Source organism: Aquisalibacillus elongatus, assembly GCF_003843875.1.
GTDB classification, from domain to species: Bacteria; Bacillota; Bacilli; order Bacillales; family Alkalibacillaceae; genus Aquisalibacillus; species Aquisalibacillus elongatus.
In genome coordinates, this window is the sequence record NZ_RKRF01000007.1 from 151,121 (window position 1) to 174,303 (window position 23,183).

A 23,183-nucleotide genomic window follows, 5' to 3' on the forward strand; every position below is an offset into this window, starting at 1 on the left:
GATGAAGTCAAATGCCAGAACTACCCGAAGTCGAAACCGTCAGACGTACATTAGAACCGATTATTACAGGTAATCAAATTACACAAGTCAATATCCAATATGCTGGGATAGTAAAGGAACCAAGCGACTCCGAAGCTTTTAAGCATCAAATAACCGGCCAAACAATTCAAAAAATAGGTCGGATAGGAAAGTTTCTATTATTTTATTTAGATGACCATGTGTTAGTGTCACATTTACGCATGGAGGGCAAATACGGAGTATATGAAAAAGGAGAACCTCAAGATCCACATACCCATATCGTTTTCGAATTAGACAATGGAAAAGAACTGAGATACCGTGATGTTCGCAAGTTCGGCACGATGCACTTAAAAGAACCGGAAAATCTGTTTACGACAGCACCACTAAATAAACTGGGTGTTGAACCATTTAGTGAAGATTTTCAATCAGGTTATTTGTTTGAGAAATTAAGTCGTACAAGCCGTAAGATTAAACCTGCATTGTTAGATCAAGCCATTGTCACGGGCTTAGGTAATATTTATGTAGATGAGGTATTATTTTGGAGTCAGATTCATCCGGAGCGTATTGCGAATACGGTTACGCCTAAAGAAGCGGAAACCTTGCACTTCTATACGATAAAAGTTTTGCAAGATGCTGTTGAACATGGAGGCTCTTCGATTCGCTCTTACTTAAATAGTCTTGGTGAAGTTGGCATGTTCCAGTTGCAAATATCGGTATATGGCAAAGAAGGAGAGCCCTGTAAGAGCTGCACCACACCTATAGAAAAAATTAAAGTTGGTGGTCGAGGAACGCATTTCTGCCCTACTTGTCAGCCACTATAACGTAACACATCAAATCAGCTTCTTTCATAAGATAGGTTGAATCCTTATGGAAGGAGCTTTTATTTTGGACCACCTAGTCTTAGTTTTGCTATTGAGTTTTGCTGTTAGCTTTGATAGTTACTTTTTTGGTTTTACGTACAGCTTAAAATCGATTAAAGTAAAGAAAACAACATTTTTAACAGTTGGTCTCGTCACGTCGATGAGTTTTTTGACAGGTTATTTACTTGGAGGCTTTTTATCGTTAGTCATTCCAAGGATTACGGAGTATTTAGGTGGTTTCATTTTTGTATTTGTTGGCTGTTACGTCATTTGGCAGTGGATTACTGAACAGCGTGAAAAGTTCCATCAGTATTATCCTAATCAGTCTTTTCGCTGGAATATAAGGACGATCTGGTATATCTTAAAAAATCCCCAAATGGCAGATGTTGACCACTCTGGCACAATCTCAGGGAAAGAAGCTTTAATTGTAGCATTAGCGCTATCGTTTGATTCGTTTGGAAGCGGGGTTGGATCAGCCTTTACGGTCTTGCCATTTTTATTAACAGCTCTCATGGTAGGTATGAGCTCGATGTTATTTCTAGCTTTAGGCGGATTAACAGGGCAGTTTATGCAACGTTTTAGATGGATGCAGCAGCTATCTTTTCTACCTGGATTAATTTTTATCATGTTAGGGATATGGAATATAACAAAGTAGGTGATGATAATGTCGATTATTATTGGTTTAACAGGCAGTATTGCAACTGGTAAGTCAACGGTTTCCAAGATGTTTAAGGAGTGGGATATTCCGGTTGTCGATGCAGATCAAATCGCACGAGACGTGGTCAAGCCTGGGTGGCCCGCATATGAGAAAATAGTTGATTATTTCGGTGAACAAGTCTTATTTGAGGACCGCACGATTAATAGGAAGAAACTTGGAGAAATTGTGTTTCAAAACGAAGAGGAACGAAAAAAACTTAATGGATTTATTCATCCTGAAATCCGTAAAGAGATGTTAAGACAGCGAGATTATTACATACAATTAGGTGAGCAGGCTGTCGTGTTGGACATCCCTTTATTATTTGAGAGTGAACTATTTGATTATGTTGATAAGGTGTTAGTGGTCTATGTTGACCCAGAAACGCAGATGGAACGTTTAATGGAACGTGATCAGTCGAGCCGTGAGGATGCCAAAAGCAGGATTGATGCACAGATTCCTATAACTGAGAAGAAAGAGCGTTCGGATGCCATTGTAGATAATACAGGAACGATTGCTAATAGTCAGGAACAGCTTGAACATATCCTAAAAAAATGGGGCATCGAACATAAAAATCTATAAAAATAGTAACATTTTTAAAAAGTCCTCCCCTATTATATATTAAATGTGTTATACTTTTTCTGTGAAAACGATTTTAAGTGTAACATATATAGTCTGGGAGGTATTTTTATGACAACACGTATTGCCATTAACGGCTTTGGACGAATCGGAAGAATGGTCTTTAGAAGAGCGATGAAAGATGATCAATTAGAGGTTGTTGCTATTAATGCAAGTTACCCTACCGAAACATTAGCGCATTTAATTAAGTATGATTCTATTCATGGAATATATGATGGAGAAGTTACCTTTAATGATGACGAGATTATGATAGATGGTCATACTGTTCAAAAGGTATCAAACCGTAACCCAGCGGAGCTTCCTTGGGCTGATTTAAACGTTGATATCGTGATTGAGGCAACAGGGAAGTTCAAAACAAAAGATACAGCAGGTGAACACATTAAAGCTGGTGCTAAACGTGTCGTTATTTCAGCACCTGGTAAAGAAGTTGATCGTACGATTGTGATGGGTGTTAATGAAGAAGACTATGATGCCCAAAATGATGAAGTCATCTCTAATGCATCTTGCACGACGAATTGCTTAGCACCGGTCGTAAAAGTATTAAATGACCGTTTTGGAATTCAAGAAGGTCTTATGACAACGGTTCATGCGTTTACAAATGACCAGAAAAATTTAGATAACCCTCATAAAGATTTACGACGCGCGAGAGGGTTAACACAATCTATTATTCCAACATCTACAGGTGCAGCTAAAGCGATTAACGAAGTCTTACCGGAGTTAAAAGGACGCCTGCACGGAATGGCGCTTCGCGTGCCGACACCGAATGTTTCTTTGGTTGATTTAGTCGTTGATCTAAACGAAGATGTAACCGTAGAAAGCGTTAATCAAGCTTTTTATAATGCAATGGAAGGTGACATGAAGGGAATTATTTCTATCAATGAAGAGCCATTAGTATCGATCGATTACACGACATCACCATATTCATCAATTATTGACGGTTTATCAACGATGGTAATGGGTGATCGTAAGGTTAAAGTTTTAGCATGGTATGACAATGAATGGGGTTATTCTTGTCGTATTGTTGACCTAGCAAAATACGTTGGTCAGTCGTTATAAACTGACACAAAATCACTATACAACTCCGTACTATGGTAAAGTGTTTATATCATAGTACGGAGTTTCTTATACGCTCCGTCAAAATACTCCGCTTTCCGAAGGCACGGCTTCAACTTCCCAAAACTCACTACCGTGAGTTTTGCGTGATTTTCAGCTCGTGCTGTTCCTTCTGGAGTCTCCGTATTTTGACTTCGCTGAGTTATTTTTTCAAATCTAGTTTGGGTATTTGCACTTGTCACCTTCCTTTTGTCCAACTCTATATTACTTCGTTCATTCTAAGACCATTCTTTTACTATTCTCATTTATCGTCGGTTTTTGTTATACTATTAAAAAGATGATTTATGATGTCATAATGGAGTGAAATATATGCGCTGCCCAAACTGTGATGCAAAAAATACAAGAGTTTTAGATTCAAGGCCTATTGACGAGGGTCGCTCGATTAGGCGTCGTCGTGAATGTGAGTCTTGCGAATACCGTTTTACAACTTTTGAAAGAGTAGAAGAGATTCCGCTTATTGTCGTTAAAAAAGAAGGAACTCGCGAAGAATTTAACCGAGAAAAACTTAAACGAGGCTTAATTAAAGCCTGTGAAAAACGCCCTGTCTCCATTGAAGAAATCGAACGGATTGCATTTGATGTCGAACGTGATTTGCGCAATCAAGGCAATTCCGAGATTGTGAGTGAAGATATTGGGGAATTAATTATGGACAGGCTTGCTGAAGTAGATGAGGTAGCGTATGTTAGATTCGCTTCGGTCTATCGACAGTTTAAAGATATTAATGTCTTTATGAAAGAATTAAATGAGATGATTAATAAAAATAAAAAGTAATGGGGATAACGAGGTGGAAACATGAACGAACGGATTCGTCATCTATTACCGAATGATCGGATGAAAATATTTCAACAAGAGCCTTTTTATGAGGATACTGAGACTGTATTAACCTTATTGTATCAACCGCTTATATCTATGAAAGGTGTCGCTGTCTTTCAAGCTTTATGGAAGGAATCTAGGTTTCAACAACCTCAAACCTCAATCTCCCATCACCAAATGATGAATACGTTAAATATAACGTTAGATGAGTTTTATGAAGCTAGAAAGAAACTAGAAGCTATCGGATTACTTCACTCCTTTAAAGAAGAAGGAACTTACCGCACGTTATATTACATGCTTCAAAAACCTTTCTCAGCAAAAGGTTTTTTTGAAGATCCGATGTTATCTGTACTGCTAGAACATCATATTGGACGAGATTCGTTTTATCGTTTGAAAAAAAGGTTACTGACACCTGCACAACTTCCTAATAATGTTCAAAGTGTGACGCACTCATTTGATGATGTTTTTACAACGATTTATCCAGAAAATAATCCAAATCCAGAACAAGAAACGAAGACTAAGGAAGAACCTTTAGCCATAAAAACTAAATTACCTTTAGACTGGCTTCATAAAATGTTGAAACAGCAAAGTATAAACCCTAAGCAAGTTCTAACTCATTCCAATATAGAATATATCGAGAAGCTAATTAAAATTTACGATGTCGATGACTTAGAGCTTGAAAAAGCTATAATATGGGCTGTTAATGAAGACCAAGTCTTTGATCGAAAAGAATTTCAGGATATGTGTAAAGATATTTTTTATAAAAAACACGGTAGTGTACCACCTAGACTTTATTCTAATAATCAGACCCAGGCACAAGCACCTTCAGAAGAACAAACAAAAAATGAGTCTTCAGAAGAAGCTGAACCCAAAACTAAAGAAGAGCAGTTAATTCAACATTTTAATACCATTACACACCGCGAATTATTAGAAGACCTATCAGCTTCAGGTAAAGCGTCGGTTAAAGAAGTTGATATGATTACAACCATGATGGAAGAGCATGGTTTAACACAATCAGTTATGAATGTGTTAGTCGATTATGTCTTAAAACGTAATGGAAATAAGCTTTCCAAAAACTATTTAGAAACCATTGCTGCCCACTGGAGCCGCGAAGGAATTACAAATGCGAAAGAAGCGATGCAAATCGCTAAGCGTGAGCATCATATGTATGAAACGTGGAAGAAGAAAAAATCTCAAAATCAAAAGAAAAAGCAGGGCTCTAAGGAAGTATTGCCGAAATGGTTTGAAGAAGAGCGACAAAATAAAAAAGCCTCAGCTGCTCAACCGAAACAAACGTCTAATGAAGACGTTCAGAAAAAGCGTGAAGAATTAGAAGCCTTCATCAAAAGTTATTCAAAAACGAAGTCATAAGGGTGAAAATGAATGGAATCGATTCAATCAGCATTAAGCAAATGGATGAAAGGGAAAGAAAGCTTCCAGAAATCATTGAACAACATGGAAGAAGATGTACTCTCTTCAAAAGACGTTCAGGCTTTCCTTAAACAACATCCTGAGATCACCGAGGATCAAATTCGAAAACAATTAATTAAGTTATATGAATACGATGTGCAATCAAAAGCATGTGAGAAGTGCCCATCTTTAGAGAAGTGCTGTAACGTTGTGTCAGGTTATGCACCAGAAATACGCTATGAAAATGGCTTAATTAAATTAAGTTATCATGAATGTCCGCGAAAAGAGAAGCATTTAGAGGAAGTCGAAAAGCAGAAATTCATCCAAAGCCTTCATATGCCAAAAGAAATTCATGAAGCGTCATTTGACAAAATTTATTTGGATGAAGAAGCGCGAATTAATGTTTTCTCACAAGTTAAGAAATTTTTTGATCAAAGTGATGAAGAACTTCCGAAAAAAGGACTCTATTTATATGGAAAATTCGGCGTTGGAAAAACCTATATATTAGCCGCGCTCGCAAACGCGTTAGCCGACCAAAGAATCGATACGTATTTCATTTACATGCCTGAATTAGTTCGTGAAATGAAGGCTTCAATCAATGATTCATCAATTAATGGTAAAATTGACCGGTTTAAAAATGCTTCTGTCCTGATTTTAGACGATATTGGCGCCGAGTTCTCTTCAGCGTGGTTTAGAGACGAAGTGTTAGGTGCGATTTTACAATACCGAATGATGGAACGATTACCTGTATTCTTTACGTCGAACTACGCGCCAGATGAACTCGAATCGATCTTATCGAAGTCTGGAAAAGGCGACCATGAACAGCTAAAAGCAGCTCGTATTATGGAACGGATTAAACAAGTCAGTGAAACGTATGAAGTCGTTGGTCAGAATTATAGGGATTAATAAAAGAAGTGGACTACCGTTCAGAGATGCACACAGACATAGGCATATAAAATAAAACACGTGAATTCACATTTGAATTCACGTGTTTTATTTTGTTGTTAGCTATTCACATGGTCTGAAATAAAAATTGTGGTAAGTGTGAACCTTATAATTTTTATATGTTTTTATCCCAAAATTCAGATTAAATTGAAAAATATGTTAAAATCGTGGTATGAATATTAAAAGTTTGTGAAGAAATGTACTTAAGCAACAAGAAAGAAGAGTTTAATAAGAAATGATTTATATTAAGGAGGGATTAAGATGTTTGAAACACTTACAGGACAACTTTCTATCGTTGTGACTCTTGCATTTGGAACATTGTTAATTGCTTTATATCCAATAATTAATAAAGAAAATCGGTACTTTGCGTGGTTTAGCCTTGTGATGGGAATTATTGTACTGTTGTTACTACTATGGTTCACATTCGGAAACGAGGTAATTAGATATCAGATTATAAGACATGGACTTCAATAATAATCTTCTTGAACTAACTGGAGTCATGAGTTGAACAGGCGATCAATCATATTGATGTGTTTATTTATACTTAATTAAATAGTAGTGAAACATTTGAATTATTTGATGAGAATAACGAAAAATTCCTAACAGTTGAATTTGTGGGAGAAAACATAGCAATTATCAATGATACTAAGTATGAAGTTGACGAAGTAAAATTACGACGTTTTACAGATGTTTTTTATGAAGATGAATATCTTACAGTTAAATAACTTTGTTCAAGTAACCGGGGGTTAGTTGAAAAAGGACTTTGCTCCTTGAACCACAAAAGAAAAGAAGAGTTTAGGTAAAGGGGTGATACGTTGTATAAAAAGTTTATTTACTACACTTTTATTTTTGTAGGTATGGTTGGATTGCTTTATCTTATGAATGGTGCTTTTTGGGAATTAAGAGGAAGAGGGAATGAAATGCAAGATAATCCATATCTAGTTGGATTCAAAATGAGTCTGTGGGGATTTTTGTTCGGAGTTTTAATGGAATGGAAAGACTTAAGAAATATTTTAATAGGTAATATACGTGTTAATTGGTTGATAGCACCAGCTGTTTTATTAATAATTATTGGATTCATCCCCATTATAAGATGGGTTGAGTGGTTTGGTGTAGGGACTCCATTTTATACTGAAATGTTAGGTTTACCAGAAATAAACGTTGTTATAACTATATTATCAGGTACTCTTTTAGTAAGAGCGTTAAACAGAGACTAATCCTTCATTAAGTAACTGGGGTAATAGTTGAACAAGATTGTTGAGCACAGATATAAAAAATATAAAGATGTAGGTGTTTATAATTCGAACCACTTAGTTTAAAGATGTTTCATATAGCGGGGTAATAGTGAATTGAATGAACAATCGCTTTTGAACTACTAACAAATCAGATTTTTATAAGTTAGAAAGGATGTGGAATGATTTGATTTATAAAGCTATGTTATTTGATTTAGATGACACCTTACTTAATAGGGATCAGGCAGTAGAAAATATGTTTTTTATACTTATTGAAAAATGTTACGAGGATATTAAGCGTTCTGCAAAAATCGAAATGCTACAAAAGTTCAAAGAATATGATAAGAAAGCTTATGGTGATGGTGATAAAGCAAAAGTTTTTGAAGCATTTTTTGATGAATTTCCAACAGAATACAGGTTATCAAGCCATGACATTCAAGATTTTTGGAATAATAACTTTCCTAATTGTTTCTCTATAAATCAAAAGACTATAAACACCCTAAATACGATAAAGAAGCATGTTAAAGTTGCAATAATTACAAACGGCTCAACTCAGAGACAAAGAGCGAAAATAATTAAAACTAATTTAGATCGCTATTTTGAGACAATAATTATTTCTGAAGAAGTGGGGTTAATTAAACCTGATAAACACATATTTGATTTAGCATTAGACAAGCTTAATGTAAAACCTGAAGAAGCATTATTCGTTGGCGATGACATGGAAAAGGATATTGGTGGATGTCAAAATGCAAATATAAATGGCATATGGTTTAACCCATATAACACCAATAATACTACTGATATAAAACCATACGACGAGATTAATTCTTTTGATAGATTGATAAGTTATTTTACATAAACTGATGGCCAGATTAGTTGAAATACAGAGAGGTAAGGATTATGAGAAGATTATTAACTGGTATAGCTATAATTACATTAATTTTAACTGTGTTTCTAATATATAATCACAATCAACACCCTAATAATGAGGATGTATTTAAAATTACAGAAAATTGGTCTCCAGCTACAGAGCAAGTCTATATGGTGAGAAAAATAGACGGGGAGTGGTTAACTATTTTTAGAAGTGCTCAGTCAATTTTGGTTGCCCGATTAGAGCAAAATTGGATGGGATTTTGGGAATTCAAAGATGATGTTGGGGCAGAAAGTTCATTAGTCTCAACTTATTATCCACCTGCACATGATGGTGAATTTACTTGGGTTGCGGCAGGTACAGAAGAGGGAGAACCAGTATATTACTTTGGGCAAATTATCAACCCTAATATAAAGGACATAAAAGTGGAAACACAGGTAAACACTTTTGAAGATGCATTATTATTTAATTTAGAAGAAGCTCGTTTTTTCTTTGTAAAATCAGAAGAAAAAGTAGTATCGCCTGTAAACATTAGAGGATTTTCTGAATCTGGAAAATTAATTTATTCTACATTTAAAGAGGATTAATTTAATAAAGAAGTTCTTAAAATATTGGGGTCAATAGTTTAATAAACAAATTACGTGTTGATCAGTTATGGGGGCAGGATAGTTTAATAAGAAATGATACAATTTAATAAAAAATATCTGGAGGTAATAATGGGACTGTTTGATATTTTCAAAAAAAAGGAAAATAATACATATCATTTAACATTGCAACTTAATGCACGGTTACTACCTATTGACCGTGGAGAATTTTTCGAGGAGCCTATTAACGAAGCTTTAGAGTCTTGTAAATGCGGAACCACAGACGGCGGTGGAACCATGCAACAGGCAACAGGCGAAATAGAGTTTTGCGATATAGAAATACTTCTTAAAGATAACAGTATGGAAAATGTTGATAAACTACTACAAATTATTGATAGAATTGGCGTGCCTAAGGGTTCCTTTCTGAGAGCTGATGGTTTCGAACAATCTGTTGGAACGCTTGAAGGTCTAGCACTTTATTTAAATGGTACAGAATTGTCAGAAGAAGTGTATCAAAACTGTGATATAAATTATGTGATTGAAAAAATTGAGGAAGTGCTCGATGGTTCTGGACGCTTTTATAGCTATTGGGAAGGTCCAGAAAATACAGCTTTATATTTTTACGGTATTTCATTTGGAGAAATGAAGCAAAGGATGACTTCTTTTTTATCTGAGTATCCACTTTGCCAAAAGTGTAGAGTAGAACAAATTGCATAGCACATAAAATCATCTTCTTCAGTTAAAGGAGCTTTAGTTGAAGTAGAAATTTTGCTCGTTGATCAACTGACGGGGCGGGAGAGTTGAAGAAGGAATACTAACATACAAACTAAGGGGGTGAGAAGTTTGGCAGAAAACTATAAAGTTGTTAACTCTAAAAGTATCCCATTTAGAATGATAGAGCAAAAAGAAAAAACGAATAATTTAGCTATTGTCTTACCTGGGGCTGGCTACACGACACAGGCACCATTATTACACTTTACAACAGCCTTATTTTACAATAAAGGATTCGATATATTACACATTAACTATAAATATAATAGCCAAGAGTTGTCAGTTCTAAGTGAAGAAGATTTTACTAATAAGTATCAAATTAATCTCAAATTTTCAAATTCAAACACTTACCATAAATCAAACTGGGCAAGCTTAATTAACCATTTATTTAACGGAGTAGTAATTTAAGGAGGATTTTTTGTGCAAGGATATAATGTTTTGATGATTTATAGCAAAGATATGAATCAATTGCTAATGTGCAAACGTTTAAAGAACCCGTATAAAGGATTAAGCAATCTAGTAGGAGGGAAAATCGAGGTTGGGGAATCTGGTATAGAATCTGCTTACAGAGAACTTAATGAGGAAACAAGTATCTCTGAAGAGGATGTTATGCTCCATCACTTAATGGATTTTACATATTATCTGCAAGATTGTTATGTAGAAGTTTACGTTGGAAGATTAAAGCGAGATGTCAATGTTTCTGGAGATGAAAATGATCTGTATTGGTCCGATTTGAATAAAGACTTTTTTGATATGTCTCTATATGCTGGTGAAGGAAACATTGGCCATATGATAGAACAAGTAAATATGGTCAAAGATAGCTTGTTTTCTGACAATAACGTTTTAGTTGAAGGTCAGTAAGTTTTTCGTAGAAAAAATCGTTATTGAAGTAAGGATTTGCTCCTATTTAGGAGAATAATCTTCAATATATGGGGGAGTTATTGTGTTTAAAGATTTTAAAAACAAGCGTTATTGGATCCTTATGCTACCATTTTTAATTATTGCACTATTACTATTTACCTTTCTCCCTAATAATTACAGGTACTTTTCATTTTTATTAATAATTGTCTTTTGGGTTATCTATTATAGTTGGAATCATTTTGAACGTAAAAAGAATAATCCAAATAAACCAGAAGAGTTATCTTAAATTAGCTGGGGGTAGAGTTTAATAAGAAGGAGAGGGGTAAGATGAAAAAATTATTTTTTATCACTTTTTTATGCATCGTTCTATTATATGGGTGTAATATGAATTCGTCCAAGCCTTTGTCTTTCGCAGAGAAGAGTGACGGTGAACTGAATAAGGATGTTCAATCATTTTTTCACAATTTAAAATATGAAAATGGCGTACATTCATTCGAAGATAATGATAAAAATACTATATTTCTATATTTAAATGAAAGAAACGTTATTCAAGGTGAAAAAGCTGTTTACTTTACTGATTTTGATGTTCAAGCAGACGATGACACATTAAAAATATTTTATGAAAGTGATAAAACATTGGATTATTCAGATGAATCTAAAAGACGTGAATTATATTATAAAGTGAACTTAGATAAAAAATATGATTATATTAAACTTTTTAATAATGGTGAAGAAACTCATTTCGGAGCAGCGGGGAGTTAGAAAAAATTACAGGTCCTTTTTTGATATGAATTGCAATGTGATATTAACTGCGTTTTAACATTTTGTACCTCACAACAGAACCCGTTAGGACACACCCTCTTCTTTATTGCTTAAGAATCCTTTCAGTCCTTGATCTTTAAGTAAGTTTAAATAAAGTTTGTCCTAAATTCTCATGTTTTACATTCCTCTCTCATAAACTGTACTACTGTGAATGAAGTGGAAAGAGGGATGAAACATGAAAGAGACGTTATTTCTGTTTCAAGATGAGAAAGACGCTAATTTATTTTATTCATCCATGTCTGAGGTCTTTGATGGCACATGCGACATTAAGGGGAGTGAAGTACGATTATCACATGCTAATATGGACAAGCAATCCTGGTTAGCCGATTTTATTTTTCCTTTTATCGTGAATTATTACGTCCCGAGAATCTCGAGTTACTTACTTAAGAACACGTATTACTATCATGACGATGAAATTGAACAAATCATTCCGTTTGTATTATCTGTTAGTTCAATTTCGAAAGAGTTACACACGGATTTATCTTTTTCTTTATATGAACGATTGATTTATTATTTGTATACACATCAAACGCGTGGCCTGATTGATATGAAGCATTTATATTTAACGTTGTTTCAAAATGAGGAAAACTGGATTGAGATTGTTGGGTACGGGATTGAAGAGTGGCAGTTTGAATTAAATTTTCAGGAAAAGATGAATGATATTCGTGAGTATGTATCTAAAAAAAAGCCTAAACTCCCCAAGGTTGTCATTAATATTAAGGAAGCCATCAGGTTTTATGACTCGCATGGTCAGCCTATTCGAGAGGAAGTCTTAAAGCATTTTCGAAAAGTTTCTGGTACGACAACATTAGAAGACTATGATCAGTCTAAATTAATATCAACGTTAATTTCGATTGCACCTCAGCAAATTGACGTTTATGCGTCGAATGATCATATGCATACGCTATATTGGATGATGAATATTTTCCAAGAAAGAGTTAAATTATTTCCTGTGGAGCAATTTCCGTTTAAATTGGTTGAATAAAACTTGATTTCAATGTCAGACATCGTTATAATACCTACATAATCATATTTAGACGTGCTAGGAAGAGGACGCGAACAAATGGGTTCTGCTTTACAGAGAGGAAAGCCGTGGCTGAGAGCTTTCGGGTTAGGCTATTTGTTTACCACCTCAGAGCATTAATCGTGAAGCTTTATAAGTTAGCGATTAACGTATCATCGGCGTTAACGATGTCTGAAGTGCTGCTTTTAAGCAGAATCAGGGTGGAACCACGGGTATAACACTCGTCCCTTTTATTAGGGACGGGTGTTTTTTATTTCCGTTAATTGTCTTTTGTGACTTCGCTTGCGGTGAACGCTTGCCGTGGGCACGACCTCAACTTCCCAAAGCTCACTGCCGTTTCGCTTTGCGTGATTTTCGGTTCGTGCTGTTCCCACAGGCGTCGTCACCTTCAGCTCGTCACAATACAATATAACGCTATCCCCTACCCTTAAAAATAAAGTTCAATAGAAGGAGTGTTAACGATGTCTGACATGATTCAAATTACGTTTCCAGACGGGAATACGAAGGAGTTTCCTAAAGGAACGACAACTGAAGATATTGCCTCATCCATTAGCTCAGGTCTGAAAAAACAGGCGCTTGCAGGTAAATTTAATGGAGAAATGGTTGATCTGCGCGCGCCTCTAACTGAAGATGGCGAGGTTCAGATTATTACGTACCGTGATGAAGAGGGGCTTGAGGTTTTAAGACACTCGACGGCTCACTTAATGGCTCAGGCGATTAAGCGATTATACCGAAATGTAAAATTAGGTGTTGGCCCAGTCATTGAAAATGGCTTTTATTACGATTTAGATATGGAAGAGACGATTACTCCAGAAGATCTACCTAAGATTGAGAAAGAAATGAAGAAGATTGTAGATGAAGCGTTAGAGATTCGTCGCGTTGACGTATCACGTGACGAAGCTAAAGAGCGTTATCGTGAAATTGGTGATGACTTAAAGCTTGAGTTAATTGACGATATTCCAGAAGGTGCACCGATTAGCATTTATGAACAAGGCGAATTCTTTGATTTATGCCGAGGCGTTCACGTGCCACATACTGGTAAGATTAAAATCTTTAAGTTATTAAATATTTCAGGTGCTTATTGGCGTGGTGACAGTGATAACAAAATGCTTCAGCGCATTTATGGAACAGCATTTGAGAAGAAAAGCCAGTTAGAAGAATATTTACACTTACTTGAAGAGGCCAAAGAGCGAGACCATCGTAAATTAGGGAAAGAACTTGATATTTTTACGGTTTCTCAAAAAGTGGGTCAAGGGTTACCATTATGGCTACCAAAAGGTGCAACAATCCGTCGTACTATTGAAAGATACATTGTAGACTTAGAAACTAGGCTAGGTTATGACCACGTATATACTCCAGTTTTAGGTAGTGAAGAGCTATATAAAACAAGCGGTCACTGGGATCATTACCAAGATGATATGTTCCCTAAAATGGAAATGGATAATGAGAATTTAGTTCTTCGTCCGATGAACTGTCCGCACCACATGATGGTTTATAAAAATGAACTTCACAGTTATCGTAATTTACCGGTTCGTATTGCTGAGCTTGGTCAAATGCACCGTTATGAAATGTCAGGTGCTTTAGCAGGCTTACAGCGTGTTCGTGGAATGACACTGAATGATGCTCACATTTTCGCACGTCCTGATCAGTTAAAAGATGAGTTTATCCGCGTTGTTGAATTAATTCAAAACGTCTACAAAGACTTTGACATTAACGATTACTACTTCCGCTTATCTTATCGTGACCCAGAAGATAAAGAGAAATATGTTGATAATGATGAGATGTGGAATAATGCAGAAGCTCTGTTAAAAGAAACGATGGAAGAGATGGACGTTGAGTTTGTCGAAGCGATCGGAGAAGCGGCATTCTATGGTCCGAAATTAGACGTTCAGGTCAAAACAGCTTTAGGTAAAGACGAAACACTTTCGACAGTTCAATTGGACTTCCACTTACCTGAACGTTTTGATTTAACTTACATTGGTGAAGATGGTAAAGAACATCGTCCAGTCGTTATTCACCGTGGAGTCGTATCAACGATGGAACGTTTTGTAGCTTTCTTAATTGAAGAATACAAAGGTGCCTTCCCGACATGGTTAGCACCTGTTCAAGCAAAAATCATTCCGGTTTCACTAGATGCGCATTTAGATTATGCAAAACAAGTCGAGGATCGCTTACGCCGTGAAGGTATTCGTGTCGAATTAGATACGCGTGATGAGAAATTAGGTTATAAAATTCGTGAATCTCAAACTCAAAAAGTTCCTTATTCCTTAGTTTTAGGGGATCAGGAAATGAATAACGATGCCGTTAACGCTCGTAAGTATGGTCAACAAGATAGTGAGACAATTAATATAGAAGAATTTGTTCAATCGATGGTTGAAGAAATCAGTCAGCATAAGTTATAATACAAAGCAGTTGCGTTTTAAAGCGTAACTGCTTTTTCACTTTATAGTCCTCTTGACAATCTTAAGCGAGGGCTATATACTAGTGAGAGTGAATTAAATAAGGTCATTTATAGACAAGTAGAAGCACCCGCTTCTCACCTGATCGACGCTTTGAGTAGTTGGCAGGTCATCATATTTCAAGCTAGCATACGGAATTAGTATGTTTCGTTGAGAAATAATCGTGTGGGTGCAATCTTGTACCGACACTTTTTTTATGGTTATAAACTTGTCGAGAATGCCTTATTCATGTATTTAACTTTGTTATTAGAGTTAAAGACAGTGGAAAACACAAATGTTTTCCTCACAATTATGTGGAGGTGGCTCACTATTAGCAAAGATATGAATGTTAATGAGGGGATTCGTGCTAAAGAGGTACGACTCATTGACGCGAATGGCGAACAATTAGGAATTAAATCTCGTCAAGAAGCACTAGATATTGCAGACCGTGTAAATCTTGATTTAGTGTTGGTTGCTCCGAACGCTAAACCGCCCGTTTGTCGTATTATGGACTACGGTAAATATCGCTTCGAACAACAGAAAAAAGAAAAAGAGCAACGTAAAAATCAGAAAATAATTAACATCAAAGAGGTTCGTCTAACACCAACCATCGAAGAACATGACTTTAACACAAAATTACGTAACGCTCATAAATTCTTGAAAAAGGGCGATAAAGTTAAAGTTAGTGTTCGTTTCCGAGGTCGTGCAATTACACACAAGGAACTAGGCCAGGAAGTTTTAGAGCGTTTCGCTGATCAGTGCCAAGAGCACGCGACGATTGAGACGAAACCAAAAATGGAAGGCCGTAACATGTTCATGATGCTTGCTCCTAAAGCTGAGAAGTAAGGGGTTCAAACTTTAGAAGGAGGACTTAATTATGCCAAAAATGAAGACTCATAAAGGCGCTCAAAAACGTTTTAAGAAAACAGGAACTGGACGTTTTAAGCGTTCACACGCATTCACTAGTCACTTATTTGCTAACAAATCAACAAAGCAAAAACGTAAACTAAGAAAGAGTGCAATGGTTCATAAATCAGACGAAGAACGTCTAAATCAATTAATGCCTTATAAATAAGTCATATAACAGAAAGATCTAGGAGGGATTACAATGCCACGTGTAAAAGGTGGAACAGTTACGCGTAAAAGACGTAAACGCGTTTTAAAACTAGCAAAAGGATATTATGGTTCGAAAAGAACGTTATTTAAAACAGCTAAACAACAAGTGATGAAGTCGGGTCAGTATGCTTACCGTGACCGTCGTCAGAAAAAACGTAACTTCCGTAAGCTATGGATCGCACGTATTAACGCAGCAGCTCGTATGAACGACATTTCATACAGCCGTTTAATGCATGGCCTAAAGCTTGCAGGCGTTGACATTAACCGTAAAATGCTAGCTGATTTAGCTGTAAGTGATGAAAAAGCTTTTGCTGAGTTAGCAGATCAAGCAAAATCAGCTTTAAAATAAGGTCGGATTATAAACCCTGAAAGTTTAGACTTTCAGGGTTTGTTTTATATGGAGGAGGAACAACTATGTCGCCATTGTTTTATGGGATTTTAATCATGAGCGTTATCGGTTTAATCATGATGGGCGTTGATAAACGTAGGGCGAAAATGGGAAGATGGAGAATCTCTGAAGCCTCTTTGTGGACGGTTGCAATCCTTGGTGGTGCACCAGGAATGTGGCTTGGGATGAGCTTATTTAGACATAAAACAAAGCATACATCCTTTCGTTTTGGACTACCTATTTTGACACTGTTAGTCGTGCTAGGGTTTATATACGTGTCATAATGGCTCGTCTTATGTCATATAGTTATATGTAAAAAGGTTAAAAAGGGAGATTGCTATGGAGAATGTAATGACATGGGTTCAAGATACATTGTCGTCTTATCACTATGCTGCACCTATGTTGTTTATATTTTTTCACTTAATTCGTCCTTTCTTATTCGTACCTGTTGCCTTTATATGTATTACCGGCGGATTAATATTTGGCCTAACCTACGGAGCAATTTATTCCTTAATTGGTGTAACATTATCAAGCCTTATCTTTTATTTCTTAATTCGCTTAACACCAGCCTTATTTGAACGATTCCACCGGTTACGTGAGAAGATGTTTGGTAGACACCAACAATTATCGTTCCCGCAAGTGTTATTACTGCGTGTCACACCATTTATTCACTTTCATTTAGTTTCGATCTGCCTAATCGAGATGACACGTAATTTCAAGGAGTATGCGAAGTTATCCATTTTGTCTAATGTACCCTTGGCGGTTTTATATACATCGTTCGGTCAGTGGTTTCAAGCGCTTCACATACACCATGTGCTCGTATTGCTAACCTCTATCTTAGTTATATTTTATATGTTAAGAAAAAAAGAAATCGTTATGAAATGGGAAGATTTTTTTACACCAGGCCTTCAGAAGTGATTCACTTTTAATATTGAAAAAAACAATTCATTACTATAGCATTTGAATTAATAAACAACTTTAATTTTCGTAAAAATCATACTATTAGCTATTAAGGAAGTATTAAAGATGAAGCAAATATTTCTAAACAAGAACTTTACTTTTATGTGGTTTTCTAATTTTACCTCGATTCTAAACGGGCGTTTTAAAGAATTAGTTATTCCACTAATAGTATTGGGTCTAACGCAATCTCCCATCATAACGAGTTTGGTTTTGTTGAGCCAACAATTAGGTACGATCTTATTTTCAATCCCAATTGGAACATGGGTCGAACAGCGAAACAAAGTAAGAATAGCTACAGTTTGTCATTTTATTTATGCTATTTGTATATTCATTCTCTCGTTTCTAATATTTCAAGGTCAATATAGTTCAATCTATATTGCATTGCTGTTATTTATTATGGGAATTGTAGCACTCATTAGCCGTACAGCTTTCTCAGCTATGATCCCTAATATAGCTGGGCGCGATCGACTTTTAGAGGCTCATACTAGTCTTGAAGCTGCTGATGCTATTAGCACCTTAATTGGGCCAGCATTAGGTGGTTTTATCTTAGCTCAAACAGGGTCAAGCTTCACATTACTAGTTTGCGGATTTTTGGCCATAGGTTCAATGATATTTATTGCTTCTGTCGCACATCGTGAAGAAAAGCAAGGTGGCGATAACCCATCAACAAATGCCAATGGTAAAGTGTTCATTGAACAAACAAAAGAAGGACTCATCTATCTGGTATCCAATCTAAAACAAATCGTAAATATTATCGTGATGAGTTGTTTAGCTTTCTCAACTGTTTACATAGTGCTATCCGTAATATTTCATGCTGAGATCCATTTAGGTCTTTCTGAAGAATTAATTGGTATATTGTTATCTTTTGCAGGCGTTGGAAATATTATTGGTATATTAATCATGAAGTGGTTCAAAGAAATCAATTGGCTATATTTCTTAAGTATACTTTTATTGATATCTTCTGTCGGTGTTTTAATACTCACATTCTCAGGGAATTTTATACTCTTATGTTTAGGCATGATGATTTTTGATGGCGCATTGTCAATGGCTTTTATTGTACAAGGTGCAGTGCACCAAGGAGTTACTCCAGATGAATTACTATCAAGAATCCGGAGTGCAATTTATGTGGTGGGAGCCGTTTGTTCGACATTAGGGACGTTCCTTGCCGGTACCATACCTGAGTTCTTTTCATCTCAATTAGCTCTATTTATTGGCGCATTGGTGCTCTTAATTCCTGGGATCTTACTTCTAAAGTTTAGAAACATTAGCGGGAAATTAAGTGACATCAAGCCAGACGATATAAATAAGGAAGAGGAAACAACTGCATAATAGAGGCTTAAATAATCAATAAAAGATATGTTAAACTAATATAAAATTTTAATTGTAAGGGAGCTTACTATGGAAAATTGGGACGAGTTATATGGGTTGCAACGTCAGTTAGATGAAGGCATTTTAGAAACGCATTCGTTAACAAGAGAAAGTGTTTTAGATGACAAAATTTTAGCATTACTCGTTGAGATCGGTGAGCTTGCGAATGAAACGAGATGCTTTAAATATTGGAGTCATAAAGGGCCTAGTGAGTCTTCGGTCATCTTAGAAGAGTTTGTCGATGGTATTCATTTTTTATTATCGCTAGGGCTTGATTATGGCTATCGATTTAATGGAGAAACCGATGAGAATTCTGGTTTAAATCAAACTGACCAGTTCCATCAAGTCTATGATCGGATTAATCGCTTTAAGCAAAATCCAACTAATATTCACTATCAACAGTTGTTTAAATCTTATATGAAGTTGGGACAATTATTGAATTTTAAAGAGAAAGATATATTTAAGGCTTATTTGGATAAAAATAAAGTGAATCATGAGCGACAACAAACGGGTTATTAAATAATTTTGTGAAATGTTTGAAAAACCTTTATAATGAAGAAGGAAAATTTAATTATAGTTTTAGGAGGATCTATATGGCTAAGCTAGATGAAACACTTACCATGTTAAAAGACCTTACCGATGCCAAAGGTATTCCAGGTCATGAAAAAGAACCACGTGAAGTGATGGAAAAGTACATAGCTTCACATTCAGATGAAGTCACTACAGATCACTTAGGAAGTTTAATTGCTAAGAAATCTGGGGAAGAGAACGGCCCTAAAGTAATGGTTGCAGGCCACTTAGATGAAGTTGGCTTTATGGTCACTCGTATTGATGATAAAGGGTTTATTTTCTTCCAGCCTGTTGGTGGCTGGTGGAACCAAGTCATGTTAGCTCAGCGCGTAACGATTATGACGCGTGAAGGTGATCTTACTGGTGTTATTGGCTCAAAACCACCTCATATTTTATCAGCAGAAGCACGTAAGAAACCGGTTGAAATTAAAGATATGTTCGTTGACATTGGTGCTTCAAGTAAGGAAGAAGCTGAAGAATTTGGCGTTCGCCCAGGCGACTCCATTGTTCCTTATTTTGAATTTACTCAAATGAAGAACGAAAAAGTTTTATTAGCCAAAGCATGGGATAACCGTATCGGTTGTGCAATTGCGATCGAAGTATTAAAACGCCTAAAGAATGAAAAGCATCCTAACACTGTTTATGGCGTAGGAACTGTACAAGAGGAAATCGGACTTCGTGGTGCGGGAACATCAGCGCATGCAGTACAACCTGATATTGGTTTTGGCGTTGACGTTGGAATCGCTGGTGACATGCCTGGTGTGGATGATAAAGATGCTGACAGTAAAATTGGTGAAGGTCCTCAAATCGTCCTTTATGATGCGTCAATGGTTTCGCACAAAGGCGTACGCGACTTAGTCGTTAGTACAGCTGAGGAAAATGATATTCCATTCCAATATGCGACGATGGCAGGTGGCGGAACTGATTCTGGTAAAATTCATTTAACAGGAGACGGTGTTCCATCCTTATCAATCACAGTTCCAACACGCTACATTCACTCTCACGCGGCAATGCTACACCGCGATGACTTTGAAAACACAGTTGATTTATTAGTAAAAGTCATCAAGAAACTAGACAGTGAAACAGTAAAGAAATTAACATATAGCTAAAAGTTTTTTAAGGCTAGAACAGTTCTGTTCTAGCCTTATTTTAATTACTGCTTAATACATCCAATTTAGTGCTTAATAGTAAAAACTCCGAAGGTACTCGTTTAGATTGAGCGAGCCGCCTCGGAGTTTTTTGATTTATATTTCTACAACTTTTGTGCTTCTTGCTCAAGAATATTAAGCATTTGTTCCTTCTCAGTGTCTTCTGCACTTTGCCAAATCATTTCAAACAAGACGCCAAGACCAGGGAGCATTTTTTCTTCTCCACTTTCAATTGCATCTAAAATCGTTGCTTCCAGTTCTTCTTCATTATTGCCTGCGATATTGCTTCTTATGGCTTTGCGTAAATTTAGGTCCATGAACTAGTCACCTCATTAATAGTTGATTTTTTTGTAGTTTGACCAATTGATGCCAAACTATGTATGATAGTATCAAATTGAACACGAGGAGTATGAGCATGATCGAATCCAAACAAAATAAGCAGGTTAAAGAATGGAAAAAACTCCATCGTAAAAAATATCGAGATCAATCAGGTTTATTTTTAATCGAAGGTTGGCATTTGATTCATGAAGTTAGTAAAAGTGAGTGGATCATTGATACATTGATTTTAAATGAAAACGAAACACTCCCTGAAAATCTGGAATCTTACCCTGTTGAGCGTGTGTCTGAACAGGTGTTTAAAGACTTATCTCAAACTGAATCGCCACAAGGTGTGATGGCAGTCGTCAAACAGAAGAACGATTTTGAACTGAGTCATTTAAAAAAGGTATTGTTAATCGATGCTGTTCAAGACCCGGGTAATGTGGGCACGATGATTCGGAGTGCGCTTGCATTTCATGTGGATTTGGTCGTAATTGGCTCTGGAAGTGTTGATCTGTTTAATGATAAAGTCATTCGGTCAACACAAGGGGCACTTTTTCACCTGCCAGTTGTAAGGGGCGTATTAACCGATTGGATTGACGATTTGAAACAACAATCCATCCCGGTATATGGTACGGCGTTAGACCGAAATGCAATGCCTCTGCGTGAAGTTCAATCATCTGAATATGCACTTGTGGTCGGGAATGAAGGTCAAGGTGTGAGTGAGGATATTTTATCAGTTGTTGACGAAAAGCTTTATATTCCCATTCATTCTAAGAGTGAATCGTTAAATGTCGGTGTGGCAACAAGTATTGCCTTATATCATTTACAGGATTTAACTTGATAAATTGATAAAAGTTTTCTATAATACATGACAGAACAATAAAACGTTAAAAGCTATGAATGAGCCAAGTAAGCTTTTCTAGTTGCGATTGTCAGGGAAGAATATCTTAGACTGAAAGTATTCTATTCGTATGAAAAGCCGAATTTCACTCAGGAGCTGGCACCTGGACCAAGTTGTAAAGGTGACCCGGATGTCGTCCGTTATCGAAATGAAGTGGGTAGTCTAATTCAGACTGCCAATTAGGGTGGTAACACGGAATACAACTCGTCCCTTTGTTTAAAGGGACGAGTTTTTTATGTATATTAAGGTTAATTGTATAAGGAGGAATTGATCGTGAAGGAGCGCCTGAAGGAAATTAAGCAGGAAGCGTTAGAACAAATTGAAGCAGCCGTTGATGAGAAAAAGCTTCAAGATGTTAAAGTTTACTTTTTAGGTAAAAAAGGTCAAATAACAGAAGTACTAAAAGGAATGGGCAAGCTCTCTAAAGAAGAGCGCCCAGTCATTGGACAGTTAGCCAATGAAGTTCGCGATGAAATTACAGAAGCGTTAGAAAGCAAAAAGTCGAAGCTTGAACAAGCCGCACTTGAAAAGCAGCTAAAAGCAGAGTCGGTCGATGTGACACTGCCTGGACGCCCAGTTCAAAAAGGTGGACCACATTTACTAAGAAAAGTCATCCGTGACATAGAAGATTTATTTACAACGATGGGATACGAAGTAGCAGAAGGCCCAGAAGTTGAAACAGACTTCTATAACTTTGAATCGTTGAATTTACCGAAAAATCATCCGGCACGAGATATGCAAGATTCATTTTTTATCTCTGAAGATTTACTTATGAGAACACAAACTTCTCCAGTGCAGGCTCGCACACTTCGTCAACATGAAGGCCGAGGACCAGTTAAAATTATTTGCCCTGGTAAAGTTTATCGCCGTGATACAGATGATGCGACACATTCACACCAGTTCACACAAATTGAGGGACTTTATGTGGATGAAAAAATTCGCATGAGTGACCTGAAAGGGACGTTAAATACATTTGCGAAGCATATGTTTGGTGAAGAGCGTAACATTCGTCTTCGACCAAGTTTCTTCCCTTTTACAGAACCATCAGCTGAGATGGATATTTCCTGTAAAATTTGTCAAGGTGAAGGATGCTCGGTTTGTAAAGGTTCTGGTTGGATCGAAATTTTAGGGTCTGGTATGGTTCACCCTAATGTGCTAGAGATGGCTGGATTTGATTCAAATAAATACTCTGGATTTGCTTTTGGAATGGGACCTGAGCGTATAGCTATGCTGAAATACGGTATTGAAGATATACGTCATTTCTATACCAATGATGTCAGATTCTTAAAGCAATTCCACGGTGTTTAAGGAGGAGG

The 23,183-nt window shown here is 36.4% G+C and carries 28 protein-coding genes and 3 other annotated features; of the genes, 27 read left to right on the forward strand and 1 reads right to left on the reverse strand.

Annotated elements, in window-relative coordinates:
• The first annotated feature begins 11 nt into the window (after positions 1-11).
• The 25 genes from mutM (at position 12) to EDC24_RS01395 (ending at position 20,606) form a co-directional block, all read left to right on the forward strand.
• Complete coding sequence (gene mutM, locus EDC24_RS01270; RefSeq protein ID WP_124219055.1) at positions 12-839, forward strand: DNA-formamidopyrimidine glycosylase; 828 nt, start codon at positions 12-14, stop codon at positions 837-839.
• Positions 840-885: 46 nt separating this feature from the next.
• The gene (ytaF, locus tag EDC24_RS01275) at positions 886-1,533 is read left to right on the forward strand and encodes a sporulation membrane protein YtaF (RefSeq protein WP_124219056.1); all 648 of its coding nucleotides are present in this window, start codon (positions 886-888) and stop codon (positions 1,531-1,533) included.
• A 9-nt stretch (positions 1,534-1,542) separates the two neighbouring features.
• A complete protein-coding gene (coaE, locus tag EDC24_RS01280; RefSeq protein ID WP_124219057.1) occupies positions 1,543-2,154 on the forward strand; it encodes a dephospho-CoA kinase in 612 nt (203 codons plus the stop codon).
• 108 nt (positions 2,155-2,262) lie between these two features.
• On the forward strand, positions 2,263-3,267 hold the full coding sequence (locus EDC24_RS01285) for a glyceraldehyde-3-phosphate dehydrogenase (RefSeq protein WP_124219058.1): 1,005 nt from the start codon (positions 2,263-2,265) through the stop codon (positions 3,265-3,267).
• 366 nt (positions 3,268-3,633) lie between these two features.
• A complete protein-coding gene (gene nrdR, locus EDC24_RS01290; protein WP_124219059.1) occupies positions 3,634-4,095 on the forward strand; it encodes a transcriptional regulator NrdR in 462 nt (153 codons plus the stop codon).
• A gap of 21 nt (positions 4,096-4,116) precedes the next feature.
• The gene (locus EDC24_RS01295; RefSeq protein ID WP_124219060.1) at positions 4,117-5,508 is read left to right on the forward strand and encodes a replication initiation and membrane attachment family protein; all 1,392 of its coding nucleotides are present in this window, start codon (positions 4,117-4,119) and stop codon (positions 5,506-5,508) included.
• 12 nt (positions 5,509-5,520) lie between these two features.
• Positions 5,521-6,453: a primosomal protein DnaI gene (gene dnaI / locus EDC24_RS01300; protein ID WP_124219061.1), complete on the forward strand. Its 933-nt coding sequence runs from the start codon at positions 5,521-5,523 to the stop codon at positions 6,451-6,453.
• A 300-nt stretch (positions 6,454-6,753) separates the two neighbouring features.
• The gene (locus EDC24_RS01305; protein WP_124219062.1) at positions 6,754-6,966 is read left to right on the forward strand and encodes a hypothetical protein; all 213 of its coding nucleotides are present in this window, start codon (positions 6,754-6,756) and stop codon (positions 6,964-6,966) included.
• A gap of 341 nt (positions 6,967-7,307) precedes the next feature.
• The gene (locus tag EDC24_RS01310; RefSeq protein ID WP_124219063.1) at positions 7,308-7,709 is read left to right on the forward strand and encodes a hypothetical protein; all 402 of its coding nucleotides are present in this window, start codon (positions 7,308-7,310) and stop codon (positions 7,707-7,709) included.
• Positions 7,710-7,926: 217 nt separating this feature from the next.
• Positions 7,927-8,583: an HAD family hydrolase gene (locus EDC24_RS01315; protein ID WP_124220345.1), complete on the forward strand. Its 657-nt coding sequence runs from the start codon at positions 7,927-7,929 to the stop codon at positions 8,581-8,583.
• 41 nt (positions 8,584-8,624) lie between these two features.
• Entirely contained in the window at positions 8,625-9,182 is a 558-nt protein-coding gene (locus tag EDC24_RS01320) for a hypothetical protein (protein WP_124219064.1), read from the forward strand.
• Between the two features lie 129 nt (positions 9,183-9,311).
• Positions 9,312-9,896 carry a hypothetical protein gene (locus EDC24_RS01325; protein WP_124219065.1) on the forward strand — a complete coding sequence of 195 codons (585 nt, stop codon included), beginning with the start codon at positions 9,312-9,314 and terminating at the stop codon, positions 9,894-9,896.
• A gap of 126 nt (positions 9,897-10,022) precedes the next feature.
• Positions 10,023-10,358, forward strand: a complete 336-nt coding sequence (locus EDC24_RS15290) for a hypothetical protein (RefSeq protein ID WP_245997938.1) — start codon at positions 10,023-10,025, stop codon at positions 10,356-10,358.
• Between the two features lie 12 nt (positions 10,359-10,370).
• Complete coding sequence (locus tag EDC24_RS01335) at positions 10,371-10,811, forward strand: NUDIX hydrolase (protein ID WP_124219066.1); 441 nt, start codon at positions 10,371-10,373, stop codon at positions 10,809-10,811.
• 327 nt (positions 10,812-11,138) lie between these two features.
• Positions 11,139-11,573, forward strand: a complete 435-nt coding sequence (locus EDC24_RS01345) for a hypothetical protein (protein WP_124219068.1) — start codon at positions 11,139-11,141, stop codon at positions 11,571-11,573.
• Between the two features lie 235 nt (positions 11,574-11,808).
• Positions 11,809-12,618, forward strand: a complete 810-nt coding sequence (gene ytxC, locus EDC24_RS01350) for a sporulation protein YtxC (protein WP_124219069.1) — start codon at positions 11,809-11,811, stop codon at positions 12,616-12,618.
• 50 nt (positions 12,619-12,668) lie between these two features.
• Positions 12,669-12,889: a binding site (T-box leader), on the forward strand.
• Positions 12,890-13,118: 229 nt separating this feature from the next.
• Positions 13,119-15,059: a threonine--tRNA ligase gene (gene thrS, locus EDC24_RS01355; RefSeq protein ID WP_124219070.1), complete on the forward strand. Its 1,941-nt coding sequence runs from the start codon at positions 13,119-13,121 to the stop codon at positions 15,057-15,059.
• Between the two features lie 109 nt (positions 15,060-15,168).
• Positions 15,169-15,317 (forward strand) — a sequence feature (ribosomal protein L20 leader region).
• Between the two features lie 120 nt (positions 15,318-15,437).
• A complete protein-coding gene (gene infC, locus EDC24_RS01360) occupies positions 15,438-15,941 on the forward strand; it encodes a translation initiation factor IF-3 (protein WP_124219071.1) in 504 nt (167 codons plus the stop codon).
• A gap of 31 nt (positions 15,942-15,972) precedes the next feature.
• The gene (rpmI, locus tag EDC24_RS01365; protein ID WP_124219072.1) at positions 15,973-16,170 is read left to right on the forward strand and encodes a 50S ribosomal protein L35; all 198 of its coding nucleotides are present in this window, start codon (positions 15,973-15,975) and stop codon (positions 16,168-16,170) included.
• Positions 16,171-16,203: 33 nt separating this feature from the next.
• A complete protein-coding gene (gene rplT, locus EDC24_RS01370) occupies positions 16,204-16,560 on the forward strand; it encodes a 50S ribosomal protein L20 (protein WP_124219073.1) in 357 nt (118 codons plus the stop codon).
• Between the two features lie 65 nt (positions 16,561-16,625).
• Positions 16,626-16,883: a DUF1294 domain-containing protein gene (locus EDC24_RS01375; RefSeq protein ID WP_124219074.1), complete on the forward strand. Its 258-nt coding sequence runs from the start codon at positions 16,626-16,628 to the stop codon at positions 16,881-16,883.
• A 55-nt stretch (positions 16,884-16,938) separates the two neighbouring features.
• On the forward strand, positions 16,939-17,517 hold the full coding sequence (locus EDC24_RS01380; RefSeq protein WP_124219075.1) for a TVP38/TMEM64 family protein: 579 nt from the start codon (positions 16,939-16,941) through the stop codon (positions 17,515-17,517).
• A 108-nt stretch (positions 17,518-17,625) separates the two neighbouring features.
• The gene (locus EDC24_RS01385) at positions 17,626-18,888 is read left to right on the forward strand and encodes an MFS transporter (RefSeq protein ID WP_124219076.1); all 1,263 of its coding nucleotides are present in this window, start codon (positions 17,626-17,628) and stop codon (positions 18,886-18,888) included.
• Positions 18,889-18,957: 69 nt separating this feature from the next.
• The gene (locus tag EDC24_RS01390; protein ID WP_124219077.1) at positions 18,958-19,446 is read left to right on the forward strand and encodes a dUTP diphosphatase; all 489 of its coding nucleotides are present in this window, start codon (positions 18,958-18,960) and stop codon (positions 19,444-19,446) included.
• 74 nt (positions 19,447-19,520) lie between these two features.
• A complete protein-coding gene (locus EDC24_RS01395; RefSeq protein ID WP_124219078.1) occupies positions 19,521-20,606 on the forward strand; it encodes a M42 family metallopeptidase in 1,086 nt (361 codons plus the stop codon).
• Positions 20,607-20,749: 143 nt separating this feature from the next.
• Here EDC24_RS01395 and sspI read toward each other — a convergent pair whose 3' ends face one another.
• Positions 20,750-20,962 (reverse strand): small acid-soluble spore protein SspI, encoded by a 213-nt coding sequence (gene sspI / locus EDC24_RS01400; RefSeq protein ID WP_124219079.1) that lies wholly within the window; start codon positions 20,960-20,962, stop codon positions 20,750-20,752.
• 92 nt (positions 20,963-21,054) lie between these two features.
• Between sspI and EDC24_RS01405 the strand changes: the two genes are divergently transcribed.
• Together EDC24_RS01405 and pheS are read left to right on the forward strand one after the other, a co-directional pair.
• Positions 21,055-21,807, forward strand: a complete 753-nt coding sequence (locus EDC24_RS01405) for a TrmH family RNA methyltransferase (RefSeq protein WP_124219080.1) — start codon at positions 21,055-21,057, stop codon at positions 21,805-21,807.
• 46 nt (positions 21,808-21,853) lie between these two features.
• Positions 21,854-22,082 (forward strand) — a binding site (T-box leader).
• Between the two features lie 58 nt (positions 22,083-22,140).
• Complete coding sequence (pheS, locus tag EDC24_RS01410; RefSeq protein WP_124219081.1) at positions 22,141-23,175, forward strand: phenylalanine--tRNA ligase subunit alpha; 1,035 nt, start codon at positions 22,141-22,143, stop codon at positions 23,173-23,175.
• The last annotated feature ends 8 nt before the right edge of the window (positions 23,176-23,183 follow it).

Excerpts from the sequence above, each read along its gene's own strand:
- EDC24_RS01305 (WP_124219062.1), top strand. The coding sequence starts at position 6,754 with ATGTTTGAAACACTTACAGGACAACTTTCTATCGTTGTGACTCTTGCA.
- EDC24_RS01345 (WP_124219068.1), top strand. The coding sequence starts at position 11,139 with ATGAAAAAATTATTTTTTATCACTTTTTTATGCATCGTTCTATTATAT.
- EDC24_RS01405 (WP_124219080.1), top strand. The coding sequence starts at position 21,055 with ATGAGCATGATCGAATCCAAACAAAATAAGCAGGTTAAAGAATGGAAA.
- sspI (WP_124219079.1), bottom strand. The coding sequence starts at position 20,962 with ATGGACCTAAATTTACGCAAAGCCATAAGAAGCAATATCGCAGGCAAT.
- EDC24_RS01395 (WP_124219078.1), top strand. The coding sequence starts at position 19,521 with ATGGCTAAGCTAGATGAAACACTTACCATGTTAAAAGACCTTACCGAT.
- EDC24_RS01295 (WP_124219060.1), top strand. The coding sequence starts at position 4,117 with ATGAACGAACGGATTCGTCATCTATTACCGAATGATCGGATGAAAATA.
- infC (WP_124219071.1), top strand. The coding sequence starts at position 15,438 with ATGAATGTTAATGAGGGGATTCGTGCTAAAGAGGTACGACTCATTGAC.
- EDC24_RS01375 (WP_124219074.1), top strand. The coding sequence starts at position 16,626 with ATGTCGCCATTGTTTTATGGGATTTTAATCATGAGCGTTATCGGTTTA.
- EDC24_RS01320 (WP_124219064.1), top strand. The coding sequence starts at position 8,625 with ATGAGAAGATTATTAACTGGTATAGCTATAATTACATTAATTTTAACT.
- ytaF (WP_124219056.1), top strand. The coding sequence starts at position 886 with ATGGAAGGAGCTTTTATTTTGGACCACCTAGTCTTAGTTTTGCTATTG.
- ytxC (WP_124219069.1), top strand. The coding sequence starts at position 11,809 with ATGAAAGAGACGTTATTTCTGTTTCAAGATGAGAAAGACGCTAATTTA.
- nrdR (WP_124219059.1), top strand. The coding sequence starts at position 3,634 with ATGCGCTGCCCAAACTGTGATGCAAAAAATACAAGAGTTTTAGATTCA.
- thrS (WP_124219070.1), top strand. The coding sequence starts at position 13,119 with ATGTCTGACATGATTCAAATTACGTTTCCAGACGGGAATACGAAGGAG.
- EDC24_RS01390 (WP_124219077.1), top strand. The coding sequence starts at position 18,958 with ATGGAAAATTGGGACGAGTTATATGGGTTGCAACGTCAGTTAGATGAA.
- rplT (WP_124219073.1), top strand. The coding sequence starts at position 16,204 with ATGCCACGTGTAAAAGGTGGAACAGTTACGCGTAAAAGACGTAAACGC.
- EDC24_RS01325 (WP_124219065.1), top strand. The coding sequence starts at position 9,312 with ATGGGACTGTTTGATATTTTCAAAAAAAAGGAAAATAATACATATCAT.
- rpmI (WP_124219072.1), top strand. The coding sequence starts at position 15,973 with ATGCCAAAAATGAAGACTCATAAAGGCGCTCAAAAACGTTTTAAGAAA.
- EDC24_RS01285 (WP_124219058.1), top strand. The coding sequence starts at position 2,263 with ATGACAACACGTATTGCCATTAACGGCTTTGGACGAATCGGAAGAATG.
- dnaI (WP_124219061.1), top strand. The coding sequence starts at position 5,521 with ATGGAATCGATTCAATCAGCATTAAGCAAATGGATGAAAGGGAAAGAA.
- mutM (WP_124219055.1), top strand. The coding sequence starts at position 12 with ATGCCAGAACTACCCGAAGTCGAAACCGTCAGACGTACATTAGAACCG.
- coaE (WP_124219057.1), top strand. The coding sequence starts at position 1,543 with ATGTCGATTATTATTGGTTTAACAGGCAGTATTGCAACTGGTAAGTCA.
- EDC24_RS01380 (WP_124219075.1), top strand. The coding sequence starts at position 16,939 with ATGGAGAATGTAATGACATGGGTTCAAGATACATTGTCGTCTTATCAC.
- EDC24_RS01315 (WP_124220345.1), top strand. The coding sequence starts at position 7,927 with ATGTTATTTGATTTAGATGACACCTTACTTAATAGGGATCAGGCAGTA.
- EDC24_RS01385 (WP_124219076.1), top strand. The coding sequence starts at position 17,626 with ATGAAGCAAATATTTCTAAACAAGAACTTTACTTTTATGTGGTTTTCT.